At 63.2% G+C, this 14,419-nt stretch carries 19 protein-coding genes; 14 read left to right on the plus strand and 5 right to left on the minus strand.

Annotated elements, in window-relative coordinates:
* Nucleotides 1–146: 146 nt before the first annotated feature.
* Complete coding sequence (locus QZY07_RS02580; RefSeq protein ID WP_295399538.1) at nt 147–647, plus strand: transposase; 501 nt, start codon at nt 147–149, stop codon at nt 645–647.
* 63 nt (nt 648–710) lie between these two features.
* Here the strand turns inward: QZY07_RS02580 and QZY07_RS02585 are convergent, their stop codons facing one another.
* From QZY07_RS02585 to QZY07_RS02595, 3 genes are all read right to left on the minus strand, one after another.
* Nucleotides 711–1,118 (minus strand): type II toxin-antitoxin system MqsA family antitoxin, encoded by a 408-nt coding sequence (locus QZY07_RS02585; protein ID WP_363183614.1) that lies wholly within the window; start codon nt 1,116–1,118, stop codon nt 711–713.
* Nucleotides 1,115–1,423, minus strand: coding sequence for a type II toxin-antitoxin system MqsR family toxin (locus QZY07_RS02590; protein ID WP_295399540.1), 309 nt, complete (start codon nt 1,421–1,423; stop codon nt 1,115–1,117). Before QZY07_RS02590 ends, QZY07_RS02585 begins: the two co-directional genes overlap by 4 nt.
* A gap of 237 nt (nt 1,424–1,660) precedes the next feature.
* Complete coding sequence (locus tag QZY07_RS02595) at nt 1,661–2,272, minus strand: hypothetical protein (RefSeq protein ID WP_295399541.1); 612 nt, start codon at nt 2,270–2,272, stop codon at nt 1,661–1,663.
* Between the two features lie 239 nt (nt 2,273–2,511).
* Here QZY07_RS02595 and QZY07_RS02600 point away from each other — a divergent pair, with 239 nt between their 5' ends.
* The 9 genes from QZY07_RS02600 to QZY07_RS02640 all read left to right on the plus strand — a co-directional run bounded on the left by QZY07_RS02600 (nt 2,512) and on the right by QZY07_RS02640 (nt 9,367).
* Nucleotides 2,512–3,774: a TerD family protein gene (locus tag QZY07_RS02600; protein WP_295399542.1), complete on the plus strand. Its 1,263-nt coding sequence runs from the start codon at nt 2,512–2,514 to the stop codon at nt 3,772–3,774.
* A gap of 52 nt (nt 3,775–3,826) precedes the next feature.
* The gene (locus QZY07_RS02605) at nt 3,827–4,558 is read left to right on the plus strand and encodes a hypothetical protein (RefSeq protein WP_295399543.1); all 732 of its coding nucleotides are present in this window, start codon (nt 3,827–3,829) and stop codon (nt 4,556–4,558) included.
* Between the two features lie 127 nt (nt 4,559–4,685).
* Nucleotides 4,686–5,303, plus strand: coding sequence for a hypothetical protein (locus QZY07_RS02610; protein WP_295399544.1), 618 nt, complete (start codon nt 4,686–4,688; stop codon nt 5,301–5,303).
* Complete coding sequence (locus QZY07_RS02615) at nt 5,300–5,671, plus strand: hypothetical protein (protein ID WP_295399545.1); 372 nt, start codon at nt 5,300–5,302, stop codon at nt 5,669–5,671. Before QZY07_RS02610 ends, QZY07_RS02615 begins: the two co-directional genes overlap by 4 nt.
* The gene (locus QZY07_RS02620; RefSeq protein WP_295399546.1) at nt 5,668–6,438 is read left to right on the plus strand and encodes a MotA/TolQ/ExbB proton channel family protein; all 771 of its coding nucleotides are present in this window, start codon (nt 5,668–5,670) and stop codon (nt 6,436–6,438) included. The genes QZY07_RS02615 and QZY07_RS02620 overlap by 4 nt, the downstream gene beginning before the upstream one ends.
* Nucleotides 6,438–6,926 (plus strand): hypothetical protein, encoded by a 489-nt coding sequence (locus QZY07_RS02625; RefSeq protein ID WP_295399547.1) that lies wholly within the window; start codon nt 6,438–6,440, stop codon nt 6,924–6,926. Before QZY07_RS02620 ends, QZY07_RS02625 begins: the two co-directional genes overlap by 1 nt.
* Nucleotides 6,916–7,554: a hypothetical protein gene (locus QZY07_RS02630; protein ID WP_295399548.1), complete on the plus strand. Its 639-nt coding sequence runs from the start codon at nt 6,916–6,918 to the stop codon at nt 7,552–7,554. The genes QZY07_RS02625 and QZY07_RS02630 overlap by 11 nt, the downstream gene beginning before the upstream one ends.
* A complete protein-coding gene (locus tag QZY07_RS02635; RefSeq protein ID WP_295399549.1) occupies nt 7,538–8,536 on the plus strand; it encodes a hypothetical protein in 999 nt (332 codons plus the stop codon). Before QZY07_RS02630 ends, QZY07_RS02635 begins: the two co-directional genes overlap by 17 nt.
* A gap of 198 nt (nt 8,537–8,734) precedes the next feature.
* On the plus strand, nt 8,735–9,367 hold the full coding sequence (locus tag QZY07_RS02640; RefSeq protein WP_295399550.1) for a hypothetical protein: 633 nt from the start codon (nt 8,735–8,737) through the stop codon (nt 9,365–9,367).
* Here QZY07_RS02640 and QZY07_RS02645 read toward each other — a convergent pair.
* Nucleotides 9,340–10,353, minus strand: a complete 1,014-nt coding sequence (locus QZY07_RS02645; protein ID WP_295399551.1) for a CDP-6-deoxy-delta-3,4-glucoseen reductase — start codon at nt 10,351–10,353, stop codon at nt 9,340–9,342. The two genes, QZY07_RS02640 and QZY07_RS02645, sit on opposite strands and share 28 nt — an antisense overlap.
* A 164-nt stretch (nt 10,354–10,517) precedes the next feature.
* Between QZY07_RS02645 and QZY07_RS02650 the strand changes: the two genes are divergently transcribed.
* The 4 genes from QZY07_RS02650 (at nt 10,518) to QZY07_RS02665 (ending at nt 12,809) form a co-directional block, all read left to right on the plus strand.
* A complete protein-coding gene (locus tag QZY07_RS02650) occupies nt 10,518–11,387 on the plus strand; it encodes an SDR family oxidoreductase (protein ID WP_295399552.1) in 870 nt (289 codons plus the stop codon).
* Between the two features lie 55 nt (nt 11,388–11,442).
* Complete coding sequence (locus QZY07_RS02655; RefSeq protein WP_295399553.1) at nt 11,443–11,841, plus strand: Rap1a/Tai family immunity protein; 399 nt, start codon at nt 11,443–11,445, stop codon at nt 11,839–11,841.
* Between the two features lie 70 nt (nt 11,842–11,911).
* A complete protein-coding gene (locus QZY07_RS02660; RefSeq protein ID WP_295399554.1) occupies nt 11,912–12,148 on the plus strand; it encodes a glycine zipper family protein in 237 nt (78 codons plus the stop codon).
* A gap of 382 nt (nt 12,149–12,530) precedes the next feature.
* Nucleotides 12,531–12,809 carry an RNA-binding protein gene (locus QZY07_RS02665; protein WP_295399555.1) on the plus strand — a complete coding sequence of 93 codons (279 nt, stop codon included), beginning with the start codon at nt 12,531–12,533 and terminating at the stop codon, nt 12,807–12,809.
* A 13-nt stretch (nt 12,810–12,822) separates the two neighbouring features.
* On the opposite strand, the gene ubiD is transcribed toward QZY07_RS02665, so the two are convergent.
* Nucleotides 12,823–14,301, minus strand: coding sequence for a 4-hydroxy-3-polyprenylbenzoate decarboxylase (gene ubiD, locus QZY07_RS02670; RefSeq protein ID WP_295399556.1), 1,479 nt, complete (start codon nt 14,299–14,301; stop codon nt 12,823–12,825).
* Between the last annotated feature and the right edge of the window lie 118 nt (nt 14,302–14,419).

Consider the following 14,419-nt stretch of genomic DNA (forward strand, 5'->3'; position numbering starts at 1 on the left):
AATAACCTAGCGAATAAGATAAAGCTTTTTGCAAACGAAATTTTCGATCCAAATTATAAGAAAAGAGAGACATCCTTAGGTCGTTTAAATAGGTTGCTTCTGGAAGTCCAGGCTTAAAAAATCCCGAACACCTATGAGCGAACACCATGCCTTCACGCCGCGTACCTGTGAACCTGAACGCCGGAACCTATTTTCTCACGCTGACGGTGCAACGCTGGTATTACCTGTTCGACCGTCACCACCGTTGGCAGATTCTGGCGGACTCTATTCGCTATTGTCAGGAACACAAGGGACTTGAGTTGAACGGCTATGTGTTCATGCTGAACCACATTCATTTGATCGTCAGCTCGCCGGACGTCGCGGGTTTTCTACGCGACTTCAAGCGCTTCACGTCCAGGCAACTGAAGGAAAATATCGAGGTTACCGAACCAAGCGTCTTCCGGCTATTCGTCGATGATGAGGGGGCTTATCGGCTCTGGATGGACACCAACGCGCCGAAGAAGATCGAGAATCCTGCCTTCTACGTGCAGAAACTCAAGTACGTACATGAGAATCCGGTGCGTAAAGGCTATGTGGCCTGCGCTGAGCATTGGGTGTGGTCTTCGGCTAATCCGGAGTCGCCGCTGCCGATCAGGATCTTTGCATGATCGGATGCCTATCGACCGATTGGCGCGCCGGCATGGGGCTTGACGGATCGCCACCCTGACGCACTACGCCGCCCTGACCTCGTCTAACAGCTCGGGGTGGCGGTCAAGCACCTTGAGCAATTTGACGAGCGCCAAGGGGGGCTTCGTCTTGCCGTTTTCGTAGCGTGAAAAGGCGTTGACACCGCCACCAAAGAGCGCGGCGGCTTCGCGCTGATCGAGCGCGAGCTTTTTGCGAACGCTGGCGATGAAGCCCGGATCGACAATCGCGGCATTCACCTGTTTCATGAAATCGCCAACCTGCTCGCTAAAACGACGCGATTCCGTCAGATCCAGAACCGATTCAGCACAGGCGGGGCAAAAATCGCCCGTCACGGCCGGAATCGTCGTGGTTTCGCCTTTATAAATGAAAGACACGTCACGTGTATCATGCACCAGATCGGCGGCGCCACAAACGGGACATTGCATGTTCATAGATCCTTAAACGACACGATTAACACCTCGTCGATGACGGTTAGTTTCACATATAGGTCCTCGGCCGAGGTGGTTGGGCGGTAGACATCTTGCCAAATCCGGTGATCCGCATGGGTCGTCATGGACTTGTAGAAGTCAGCGGGTGTGAGCGCCAACACCGTTGCCACGATGCCGTCTACATCGAAACCCAGTCGCCTTCCACCAATGACGGCGCTTTGTGTCATCCGTACCTTACCCGCCTCAATCAGCGTTTTGACGACAGACAGCTTGCGGTGCGGGGTTCGTTTCTCCATAAAAAACAACATTAACCTAATCGGTTAATTTTGGCAAGCTAGGTGCGGCTGTCGATCCAAATCCTGGCGCAGCGTCGTTGGGTGGCCGCCACCGATCGCATTCCCCGTTCCGCCACCTCGACATGGACGGTTACCCAATCGATTCGTGACCGATCCCTTCTGGGAAATCAATCGGCTCGAATCTCCAATCGGGCATCAAAAGGCAGTTTTCGCGGCACGGAGCGGTCTGACGAGAAGCACGCAGGCATCTCACGGCAGATAGCCATCCAGCCGCAATTGCGCGACGACATCGGCGATGATCTGGCCGATGGTTCGTTCCGAATCGGGGTCCAACGGCTGCGAGCGGCCGGACCAGACCAGCGTTTCGCGTTTGGCATCGTAGAGGTTGGACTCCAGCCGCAGTTTCTGATAATCGGCGTAGTAGCCGGGCGTCATGACCTCGCGGTAGACCTGATTGTAATAAAGGTCGAGACGTCGGTACGCCTGGGGGATCGCGGTCGCCCGCGCGGGTGGCTCGGAGTTCCTGGCAGGCTCGGCGATCAGATGCGTGACGAGGATCCCGTCGGCGCCGGAATGTTCCAGCGCCTTCCGGATGTTCTGATCGCCCGTGCGATTCGCCGCCGACGCCACGGCCTGGCCGGAGCTGGCAGTGACGCCGATGGCCTTGAGCGCCCCAACGAAATTGTCTTCATAGGCGCGTTGCACGCTGGTTTTATTGGCGATGCCGATCACCGCCAGCTTGCGATAAGGCGACGGCGCGCCGCCAGGTTCGGTCCAGATCGAGTTGACCCCGCCGGTCGAACAGGCCGCCAGCAGCAGGGTCAAGAGGCCAAGGGCGACGGCGCTGCAGGCTGGACGCATTCGGGCGCTCCTCTGAAATCCTGGTCGACAAGCGGGTTGGGGGTGCGAGTTTGCCTGTCCGCGGACGGAGCGGCAAGGACTCGCACGGACAATCGGCGCGGGACTGGCGCGCAAATCGGCGCGCCGCCGCCGGTCGTCCGGTTGCGCTGCCTGTCCGCTTGGGCTAACGTTTGGCGCGCCAATGCAGGCCGACTCTCGCGAGGAAACGCCATGGATGTCTTGCCGTCAGGATGGCCGACATGAAAATCCTGCCCAAGGGCGCGAACGCACCGCTAACGAACGCGGGAACCGTGCGCGTCGAACTCCGTTGGCCGCCGGACCGTGGCGTTCTGGACGCCGTCTGTCTGGCGGTCACCGGCGCGGGCCACGTCCCCGACGATGCCTGGTTCCTCTTTTATAACCAGCCCCAGGCGCCCGCTGGCGTCATCCAGCTCTCCTCGTTCACCGCCGGCCAGACCGACTGCCTCCTGCACTTGGACCGACTCCCGGCCAGCATCGAAAAATGCGTGTTCGCCGCCACGCTGGAGTCCGGCTCGTTCCGCGAGCTGACCGGGGCGACCCTCACGGCAACGCCGCAAACCGGCGAGGCGGTCGGCTTCACCCTCACCGAGGCCGCCGACGAACAGGCGCTCATCTTCGCCGAAATCTACCGCCACGCCACCGGCTGGAAATTCCGTGCCATCGGTCAGGGATTTCGCGGCGGACTTCAGCCACTGGCCGAGCATTTCGGCGTGGCGGTCACTCAAGAACCGCCCGACGCATCGCCGACGCCGCCCGAGTCGCGACCGTCGCCGGCCATCCCCGCGCCAGCACCAGAGCCAGAACGCGGTTCCGTCGCGGCCGTTCCGCCGCCCCCGGCACCGCCCGCCGATTCCAGCCGCGCCCGGCGTTCGCGTGGCTTTCCTTTCAAGACTCTGGCGGCGCTGGTCATTCTGCTCGGCGGCGGCGCGGGCGCGCTGTGGGTTTATTACCCCGAGCTGCTGGACGATCCCAGCCAACTGTTCAAGGACTCGCGGGACTTCGTGGCGCGCCTGCCGGCGGTCTATCAGCCCGTCACCTGCGCCTGGACGGACGCGGAGGTCTTCGAGCGTTATCACGCGCTCGGCGAAAGCTATGTCAAGATCCTGCAACGGGTCGATCGCGGCAACCAGCGACTGGCCAGTCTGCGGCTCGCGCTCGGCAAGGCCGACGCCCAATGTCCGGCGTCGTTCCTGGACGATAGCCGACAGGAAATCGACCAGTTGGAAAAGCTGCCCGTGTCTCAATGGATCGGCGAGGCGACCCAGTTGAACAGTTGCGCGGGGCTGATGATCAAGAAAATCGAGTCCGCGCTGAACGAGGAAACCCGGCCGATCGTCATTCAGCGACTGGTGCACGAGGCCGACCGCGCGCGCAATCTGGAATCGGATCTGACCAACATCTCGCGCGATCTGGCCTATCTGAGCAACAAGACCGGCCGTCTGATCGACGGTTTCAAGGAAAACCTCGATGCCTGCCCTTAACGCTTCGAGCCCGCTCCGTGGCCCGCGTGCCCATCATTGTCGAGACTGTCCGATGCCCGAGACCGAACGCCAGACAAAGTGCCGTTTTCCCGTGATCGCCGCTTGGCGCGCCGCCATCGGCGCGGCGGTCCTGATTTTCGGCGCGATGCTGACCGCCCCCCCCGGCTGGGCGCAGGACAGCAATTACAGTTCCCGCAACCCCAACCGGACCAATCCGACCGTCATCCTGGAAAGCGAGATGTCGAACATCCGCACCTCGAACGCCCAGCTCGGCGCGCGCATCCAGACGGCGATGGAAAAGCTCGACGAAGTCGCCCGGCTGACCTCCGAGGACGAGAAAGAGGTCCAGGTCGACAACCTCTTTTTCAACCTGCGCGACGAGGTCTATGGCGTCCTCAACAAACTCGATCTCAACAGCGATTTCGCCGATGCGCTCAATCGGGCCAAGGAGGGAACCATCGTGCTGAAAAGCTGGTACGAGCGTCAGCCGCCGGATTATCCCAACCGCGAGCAGAGCATCGCCCAGCTCGAACGGGCGATCCAGGAATATGACATCGTTGACGAGCGCCTCAATCAGAGCCGGACCCTCGCCCAGGAAAAGCTCTCGACCATCATGCGTCAGCATCGGGTGATCCTGCAGGAGATGAAGATCGGCAAGGTGCTGGAGGCCATCGCCGCCGCGCGTTCCGTGGTCGAGGGGCTGAACGACATCACGACGGCTATGACCATTGTCGAGGAGAAGACCGAGAAGAGCCTGCAAAACTCGGTGCCGATTTCCAACTAAATTAAACCGCGTCTGGTGGGTTATGGGTGGTTGGTGCATTGGGTGGGACTCGCCAAAATCTCCAGGCGTTGGAGTGGACGCGGTTTAACTGATTGAAAATTAAAAATCTCATTACTTGGAGGACGCTATGAAAAAAACCACGCTTCTGCTCGCTGGATTCTTCTCGCTGATGGCTGGAGTCGCCTTCGCCCAATCGGCCACGCCGCCTGACATGGCGAACCTGTTTCAGAAGGTCAACGAGGTCGCCCAACAGCTTCAGGCGAACCTGGGCGATCTGGAGGCCAATATCCAGGCCAGCCGCGACTCGATCGAAAAGGGCGGGGAGGTGCTCGACGAGATGCTGGCCGCGGTGACGAAGGTGCATGAGAGCATGGCGGAGGAAAGCGAGATCTGGCAGGAACTCGACGCCTTGCTGGCGCTCTGGGAGCAGCGCCGTCAGGAGACGCTGAAGAAGTCCGAGGCGAATCCGGCGTTTCTGCCGGTCGCTCAGTCCTGGCAGGCGAAGCTCAATACCGGCCGCGAGTTGCGCAACCAGATCAGTACCGAACGGGCCAATTCGGTCGCCTTGATGCGCTCCATCGAGTCCGACCGCGACATCGTGCTGGCCTATTACGAACTGGGTCAGGCCGATAAGGCGATCGAGGGACTGAAAAAGGTCGGCGCCAATCTGACCAACCTCAATGCCAACATGCAGGTGATCGTCAAGACGGCGAACGAGGCGCAGCAGACGCCGATTTCGCAATGAGCAACGCCGCCGGGCATTTGCTCCCGGCGCTGCTGCTGGCGGCGTCCCTGTCCGCGAGCGGAGCGGTCGAGCCGCCGGCGTCCCACGATCCAACGGGCGTGCCGACGACTGATCAGGCCGTTGTCGCGGATTCCTGGCAGGCGGTGCGGCAACTCCTGACCACGTTGGATCAACTGGAGACCCATCTCGCCGGCATGGCCCAGCGCGCGCTCGATCAGGCCGATGCGGCGCCGACCCTGGACGAGCGTCGCCGTTACGAACGACTCTACAGCGAAACCAGCCTCCGTCTCGGCGAACTGAAGGCGACGCGCGCCGACCTCCAGCGCCAGCTCGATCGCCTGGAACCGCAACCGGACGCCCGCCGGTGAGCGATCACCCGCTCTCGCCGAATCTCGACCGTCTCGACGGTCTGTTCTCGGAGCGCCAGATCGTGCTGCCGCTGACGGTGGCCGCCCTCCTCACCCTGGCGCTGTCCCTGACCTTCCTGCGCTTTCAGGATCCGGCCAGCCTGCCGCTGGGTCTGAGCCGCTATCTCGGTCCGGGCTACTGTCAGTTCATGATCGCGATCTTCGTCATCGCCCTGCTCTATGCCGCGCTTCAGTATCTGGGACTGCAAGGCGAGCGTCGGCGTTTGCGCCAGCGGTTTGACCCGCAGGCCGCGCGACGGGACTCGCGTCTCCGGGACTGGATTCTCTATCTCTCCGGGCGCGGCCCGCAGGACGACGATCTCCCCGCCGCGCTGCAAGACGGGTCCGGCAAGACGCGGCGGCGGGAGGATCTGCTGCATCTGCGCGACGATCTCCTGCTGTTGCGTAGCCAACAGCATCAGCACAATTTCGCGCCCATCGGCTTTGCGATCTGGGTGCTCCCTCTGCTGGGATTCATCGGCACCGTGATCGGCATTACCCAAGCCATCGGCGGGCTGGAAGACTCGGTCGACCCGAGCGCGGGCGGCAGCGGTCTCGGCGACGTGCTGGGCGGACTCGCGTTCGCCTTCGATACCACCTTCATCGGTCTGGTGCTGGTGATCCCGACCATGCTGTCGCTCCTGATCCTGCGCGCCAGGGCGCAGAAGCTGGACATGATCTATTACCGGATCCTGCTCGACCGTCTGGTTTGCGACACCGCTGACTGATGCGCCGCCGTCCCCTCGACACGCCGATCGTGGAACTGAATCTGCTGCCGTTTCTCGATCTGGTGTTTGCCTTCATCGGGATTCTGATCGTCATCTTCGCCCTGCAGGAGGCCGTCGAGCCGGATGCCGGACGCGCGCTGGCGATCGACGATCTGGTGATCTGCGTCGCCGAGGGTGACGTGACGCTCTACGCCGGCTCGACCGCCGCGCCGGTCCAGTATCGCGAAGCGCAGTTTCCGGCCCTGTTCGAGACGCTGGCCGGATCGCGCGCGGGCGTGCGCAATCTAGTTTTTGCGCTGACCGACGCCTGTTTCGCGACCCGTCGCAGGTTCGAGGACGAATTCGCCCGTTTCACCAGCCTGCTCAAGGATCGAGGCGAGCCGCGCGGGGTGTTCCGACTGGCGTTTCGACCGCTGTCGTCCTCGCCCGACGCGCTCGCGCGGCTGCTGGCCGACTGGCGGGAGGAGGGCGCCGCGCATGGACAGTGAAAACCCGGCCCAGAGCGCCTTTCTGGACATTGCCACCAATCTCCTGGCGATCATCCTGATCGTGACGCTCTTTTCGCTGGTCGCGGCGCGGCGCGACACTCAAACCTCCAGCCATCCCGCCGCGCGTCCGACCTCCGCCGAGCGTTTCGTGGAACCCCAGCGCGATCTCTTCCCACCCTTTTCGCGTTTTTACTTTGTGCTGGCCGGGCGGGTGGCGCGCTGGGATCAGGAGGCCGTGGTTGCGGCCCTCTCGGCGGCGCCAGATGCCAATTCCGGAACCACCGCGCAGGGCCGCTACGAGTGGTTGCCCGAGCCGCTGGTGACCCGCGACCTCGATACTTTCCAGATCCGTTTCTGGCTTGACGCCCAGGCGGTCCTGACTCAGGAGCCGCCCTGGTCGGAGGCCGCGACGGAGCGTCTCCTCGCCGACCTGAGCGCGGCCTTTGCCGTGACGCGCACGGCACCGGTCTTCATCGTCCATCCCGCCGGCATGGAGACCTTCGTTCCTCTCTACGAGCGGCTGCAGGCGGCGGGTCTGCGCTTTCGCTGGTTCGCCCAACGGCCCGACGAGCCGCTGCTGTTGGGTCGACATCCGGCACAGTTCACCGATCATGCCATCTATTGGTAAGCCGTTTGCCGATGCGCCAGTGTCGCGCGACCTCCGACGGCGGCTGTTCGCGGTGACGGCGATGCTGCTGGCGGCGCTCCTGCCGGTCGGTCTCTGGGGTCTGACCGTCCGCCTGTCGGAGCCGCAGACCGGCGGCGCGGGCGATGGTCAGGAAGCCGCGGCGCTCGCTCAATGGCAGGCGCTCTGGTCGGATCTGGACGCGCGGGGCGAGGCCGCCCTGCAACCCGACGCGCAAGACAGCTCGCTGCGCGCGGCGGGGGATACCGCGTTCATGCGCTATCGCAATCTGTGGGGCCGGGTGGACGAGTCGGCGCGTCGGGCGTTCCAGATGGCCGCCCTGAGCGGCGATCCGCGGCACAAGCTCGCCCTGCTGCAACCCCTGACGACCGCCGCCGATGCCCGGACGCGCTTTCGCGCACGGCTGGAGATGGCCCGCGTGCAGCTGCGTCTGCGCGACCTGGAGCCGGCGCGCAAGGCGGCTCGGGCGGCGTTGGCGGTTGCGGACGTGCCCGAGCGGATCCGGTCCGACGCGCATTTCGTGCTGGGTGCGATCGCCTGGGAGTCCGGTTCGCTGGACCGGGCCGAATCGGCGCTGACGCGGGCCATCGCCGCCGATCCCGGTTTCTGGGATGCGCGTCAGATGCGCATGCGGGTACTGGGACGCCAGCTTGCCCGACCCCGTCAGGGCGTCGCCGATTGTCTGGACCGTACCCGCCAGTTGATCCTGGATCTCGGCGCGCTGCCCGCCCTGGCGCAGGATCGGATCCAGTTTCGCGAGATCGCCGATCGCTTCACGGTCCAGGGCGCGCCGGCCAATGTCGCCTTCGCCCTGCTCGCCGGGTTGGGGTATCGCTGGTCCGGCGATCCGGAACGCGCGCACGCGGCGCTGGCCAGCGTCGAAAATCGGCGCGGCCAGTTGCCCGCCGTGTGCGAGGCGCTGATCCTGGAGAAGGCGCGGGAATGGTTGGGCGAACGCGGATGATCCTGAAAAGTGCAGTTGAACCGCAAAGGACGCCAAGTATTTCAAAGCGTTGTCCAGGCGGGGGCAGTCACCTGCGGGATGAAGGGAGCGGATGAGACAAATCTCTGCTTTTCTTCGAGTCCTTTGCGCCTTTGCGGTTTCAATTGCCGAATTTAGGGGAATCGTTCTGAAAAGGCGTCACGAGAAGATCCGGGCACCATGACGACCCTCATTGCGCTTCTGCTGTGGTTGACGCTCTTCGGTCTGGCGGCCTGGCGCCCGGACCTCACCCGTCGCCATGGCGCCCGGCTGGCGCTGGCAGCGGTCTTGATTGCGCTGGGACTGTCGCCCTTCTGGCGGGATGTGGTGCGGAGTGTTTTGACTGGACTCGATCAGCCGCTGGCTGGCCCCGAAACCGCCTTCCTGAGCGTCTGGATGCTGGTGCTGTTGCCGGTTCTGCAACGGCGTCTCGACGCAGGCATGTTCGCCGTGACGCTCTTTTCCGGATTGGCGGCGGCCGCCGCGCTGGGCATGGCGCTGGATCTCGGCCCTCTGGCACTGGCGCTCTGCGACGCCGCATCCTGGTCCGGTCCCGGCGCGACGGCGCTCGTGCTTGTCATCGTCGCCATTCTGGGGCTGGCCGGTGGCGTGCTTTGCCTGCTGGCCAGGCCCGAGCGTTTCCCCTGGGAGTCTCCGGCCTGGTACGCGGGTCTGCTGACGATGACGCAGGCGGCGGAGCCATTGCCCATCGGGATCGCGCTCGACGCCGGACAGGGCGTCTGGGCGCTGGGCGGCACCTTGGCGATCGCCGCGCTGGTCTGGCGTTATTGGCGCTTGCCGTCCGCCGCATAGGTAAAGGCGTCGGAAAACATCTGGTCCATGCTGAGTCCGCGCGCCGCGAAGGCGGCGCGTCCGGCCTCGACCATGACCGGCGGGCCGCTCAGGTAAACATCGAAGCGAACGAGATCGGGATGATCGGCGAGCACCGCCTCATGGACGAAGCCGGTGCGACCGGTCCAGTCCGGATCCGGCTCGGACAGCACCGGGGTAAAGCGGACATCGGGGTGCCGCTGGCTCCAGGTCGCGGGCAGTTCGGCCAGATAGAGATCGCGCCGCGAGCGCACGCCCCAGTAGAGCCGGATCGGACGCTGGATGCAGACATGGAGCGCATGTTCGATCATCCCCTTCAGCGGTGCGAAACCGGTGCCGCCGCCGATCAGGAGCATGGGCCGCGCCGACTCCTCGCGCAGCACGAAGCTCCCGAGCGGTCCCTGAATGCGCAGGATGGCCTTCTCACGCAGGCCATCGAAGACGAAATCGGTGAACTCGCCGCCTGGCACCTGGCGTACATGGAGTTCGATGAATTCGTCGTCGTGCGGCGCGTTGGCGATGGAAAAGGCGCGTCGGCGCCCGTCGCTCAGGACGAACTCCAGATACTGACCGGCCATGAAGGGCAATCGCTGTTGCTCGGGAAGTTTCAGAAACAGCCGCGTGACATCGTGACTGAGACGTTCCAGGCGGTCCACGCGGCAGGGCAGGGTGCGGACCTCGATCATGGCGGCGGTCCGGATCCGAGCGACCGCCAGGCGCAGATCCGACTCGGCCACTGCCTGACAGAGAAGACAGGCGCCTGCCGGTTTGCCTTCCAGACCCTCGGGCTGGCCGCTGGGATACCGGATCGAGCCGGCCAGAAGCTGGGCCGCGCAGGCTCCGCATTGACCGTTGCGACAGCCATAGGGCAACCCGACCCCCTGGCGCAGCGCGGCGGACAGCAGCGTTTCGCCCGGATCGGCCTCGAAGGTCCGGTCGTCTGACTCGATCTCAATTTTGAATTTCATCTTGTCTCTTGCAATCCTGGTGGAATACCCCCGATATAGCCACTCGAATCGCTGGTTGTTCGTCAAGCCGGTTGCGCGGGGCGTGCGTTGGCGGGGTAAAACGAGGTTCGGTAGAGAGGCTTTCCCACTGTTCCCCCGATGGCTCTTGATAACGGATTGACTCGATGGCACAAACAATCATCGTCGGTTGCGGATATGTGGGTACGCGTCTGGCTCGACAATCCCTGGACCGGGGCGCAGACGTCATTGGACTGACGCGCGGCGCGGCGGGTCTGGCAAGACTTGGCGCGGCTGGCATTCCCGCTCGGCGGTATGACCTGCTCCAGGATGATTTGAGCGAACTCGGGCTTGCCGTGGCGGGCGCTGACGTCTTCCATCTGGCCCCGCCACCGGAGCAGGGCGTGGAGGATCCGCTAACCCGTCGCTTGATCGCGTCGTTCGAGCGGGCCGGGCAGCCGCGGCGCATCGTCTATATCAGCACCACCGGCGTCTATGGCGACTGCCAGGGTGGCTGGGTCGACGAGACTTGTCCAGCCCAACCGACGGCGGATCGCTCGCGCCGGCGCTGGGATGCCGAGCAGTCATTGCGCGCCTGGAGCCAGGCCAGCGGCGGCGAACTGGTCATCCTGCGGGTGGCCGGCATCTATGGACCGGACCGGTTGCCGCTGGAGCGCATCCGCCAGGGCGCGCCGCTGGTGCGGGCCGAGGAAGCGCCCTATACCAACCGGATTCATGTCGAAGATCTGGTGAGCGGTTGTCTCGCGGCGATGGAAAAAGGCATCGATGGCGCTGTCTATAATGCCTGTGACGGCGCGCCGAGCAACATGACCGACTATTTTCTCGCGGTGGCCGATGCCGCGGGCCTGCCGCGTCCGCCGTGTCTTTCCTTGGCCGAGGCATCCGAACAGCTTTCGGCCGGGATGCTGTCGTATCTGGCCGAATCGCGGCGTCTCTCCAATCGCAAACTGCGCGAGGAACTGGGTGTCGAGTTTCGTTATCCCACCCTTGCGGACGGTCTGCGAGGGGTGTTTTAAGATGAGTCTGTTTGCAAAACCGTTGACGGTCTAAACACAAAAGGAACCAATCACTATGAGCGTTCTCCGCCTCCCCGCGATGTCACTGACTGCGTTTTTAGCGGCTGCCGTCTATGCGCTGCCCGCGAGCGCCTTGCAGGAATCCAACTTCAATTACGAGACCACCGAAGACCTGTATCAGGTTTGTTCGGTGGATCCGAAGGAGGAGACTTCTCTGCCCGCCGTCTATGCCTGCCGCGCCTTCATCGAGGCGACGGTGCAGTATCACGATGCGATCACGGATCGCAAATCCATAAAACGGCTGATTTGTTACCCCAAGGGCGCGACCATCGAGGGCGCGCGCACGGTCTTCCTTGACTGGGCGCGCGCGAATACCGCCAACGCCCAGCGCATGCAGGAGATGCCGGTGGTGGGACTGGTGCGGGCCCTGGCCGAAAAGTATCCCTGCAAATAAGCGCCATCGTCTCGGGTCTGGAATTGCTCCAGCCGAAATCGAGTCACTTTAAGGTAGAGAGAGTCACGTCATGACCAGCAAGACCATCGCCATTCCCCTGTTCGTCGCGGCCTTTGCCCTGACGCTTGTCGGCTGCGGCAGCACCTCACGTTCGCGCACCGCGAGCGGCACCGGCATTGGCGCCGCCTCGGGCGCCATTATCGGTTCATTCAGCGGTAACGCCGGCTCCGGCGCGCTCATCGGCGCCGGCGTGGGCGCCTTGGGCGGGGTGCTGCTCGACGAGCACCGGCGCGGCAGCTTCGACTGAGGTGTCCGCGGGCAACTCCTGGTCTTCCAGGAGTTGCCCTGCCTTCGTCATCCGTCTATCTCGCCGATTGATTCGGAGCATCGCATTTCGCATCGTCAGCAAGGTTTTTTTCCGAGTCCGTTGACGCATTGCATTTGATCCACTAGCTTTCCATCAGTGTCAAACGCGGCGATTGCCATCGTTTCTGGATGGTCGAAGACGGTCGCCAGTTCCATTGTCACGGGTTTCGTCTTTATCTGGTGTTTGGCTGTGGTCAGCGCGAACGCGATTTATCCAGCCGCGAGCCTGTCTCGGGCTCCAGTCGTTCGCTGTCGAGTCGGCTTGTGTGTTGGCCTCTCGGCAGTATTCGTCCGATCAACGCACGCGAGCACGAGAAATAGCGATGAGGATCTACGTAGGTAATTTACCCTATAGCGTGGCCGACGATGACTTGCGGGACATTTTCGGAGAATTTGGCGAGCTGGCGGCGGCGGAGGTGATCAAGGATAAATTTTCCGGTCAATCCAAGGGTTTCGGATTTGTAGAGATGCCCAACAATGCCGAGGCCGCCGCCGCGATCAAGGCGCTGAACGAAACCGACATGAAAGGCCGCAAGTTGACCGTCAACGAGGCGCGTCCGCGCGCCGAACGTCCGCGCGGCGGCGGCGGCGGGCGCTATTGAGGTTCGGTTGGTCTTAACCGTGATTCAACGGGATGCCTAGCGCATCCCAGATCCGATCAACCCGCTCCCGCACGGCATCGTCCATGCGAATCGGCTGGCCCCATTCGCGGGTCGTCTCGCCCGGCCATTTGTTGGTCGCGTCGAACCCGATCTTCGAGCCCAGCCCCGACACCGGCGAGGCGAAATCCAGATAGTCGATCGGGGTGTTCTCGATCGTCACCGTGTCGCGCGCCGGGTCCATGCGCGTGGTCATGGCCCAGATCACATCCTTCCAGTCGCGCGTGCAGATATCGTCGTCCACCACGATGACGAATTTGGTGTACATGAACTGACGCAGGAAGGACCAGACGCCCATCATCACCCGCTTGGCGTGCCCTGGATATTGCTTGCGGATGCTGACCACGGCCAGCCGGTAGGAGCAGCCTTCCGGCGGCAGATAGAAATCCTGAATCTCGGGAAACTGCTTTTGCAGGATGGGGACGAAGACCTCGTTCAGGGCGACGCCCAGAATCGCCGGCTCGTCCGGTGGGCGACCGGTGTAGGTGCTGTGATAGATGGGGTTCTGGCGCTGGGTGATGCGCTCGATGGTGAAAACCGGGAATTGATCGACCTCGTTGTAATAGCCGGTGTGGTCGCCAAACGGACCCTCGGGCGCCCGATCATCGGGATGGATATGGCCCTCCAGGACGATTTCGGCGCTGGCCGGAACCTGGAGATCCGATTCCTGACAGTTGGCCAGCTCGGTGCGGCTGCCGCGCAGCAGACCGGCGAAGGCGTATTCCGACAGCGTATCCGGGATGGGCGTGACCGCCCCGAGGATGGTCGCCGGATCGGCGCCCAAGGCGACCGCCACCGGGAAGGGCTGGCCGGGATGGGCGCGCTGCCAGTCGCAGAAGTCGAGCGCGCCGCCGCGATGCGAGAGCCAGCGCATGATGACCCGGTTGCGACCGATCACCTGCATCCGGTAGATCCCGAGATTCTGTCGCGGCTTTTCCGGACCGCGCGTGATGACCAACCCCCAGGTGATCAGCCGTCCCACGTCGCCCGGCCAGCAATGCTGGATGGGTAGGCGGTCCAGATCGACGGTGTCGCCGGTGAAATTGACCTCCTGGCAGGGTGCGTTGCGCCGCACCTTGGGGGCCATGTCCAGCACTTTCTTGAAGATCGGCAGGGTCCGCCAGGCTTCTTTCATACCCTTGGGCGGGTCGGGTTCCTTCAGAAAGGCCAGCAGTTTGCCAACCTCGCGCAGCGCCTCCACCGATTCCTCGCCCATGCCGAGCGCAACCCGCTTAGGCGTGCCGAAGAGATTGCCGAGCAGCGGGATGCTTGACCCCTTCGGTCGCTCGAACAGCAGCGCCGGGCCGCCCGCGCGCAGCGTGCGGTCGCAGATTTCGGTGATTTCCAGATAGGGATCGACCTCGATGCGGATGCGCTGGAGTTCGCCGCGCGCTTCGAGCTGGTCGATGAAGTCGCGTAGATCCTTGTATTTCATGATTTAAACCGCGCTCAGAATCGTCTTTGTCGTTACGAGTGATCGGCTGGGTTGAAAAGCTTGGCCGATCGCCGCCATGGATACGGTTTAGTCAACGATTTCAAAGGTTTTTGGGAAA

This window comes from uncultured Thiocystis sp. (assembly GCF_903866365.1).
Taxonomy (GTDB): Bacteria; Pseudomonadota; Gammaproteobacteria; order Chromatiales; family Chromatiaceae; genus Chromatium.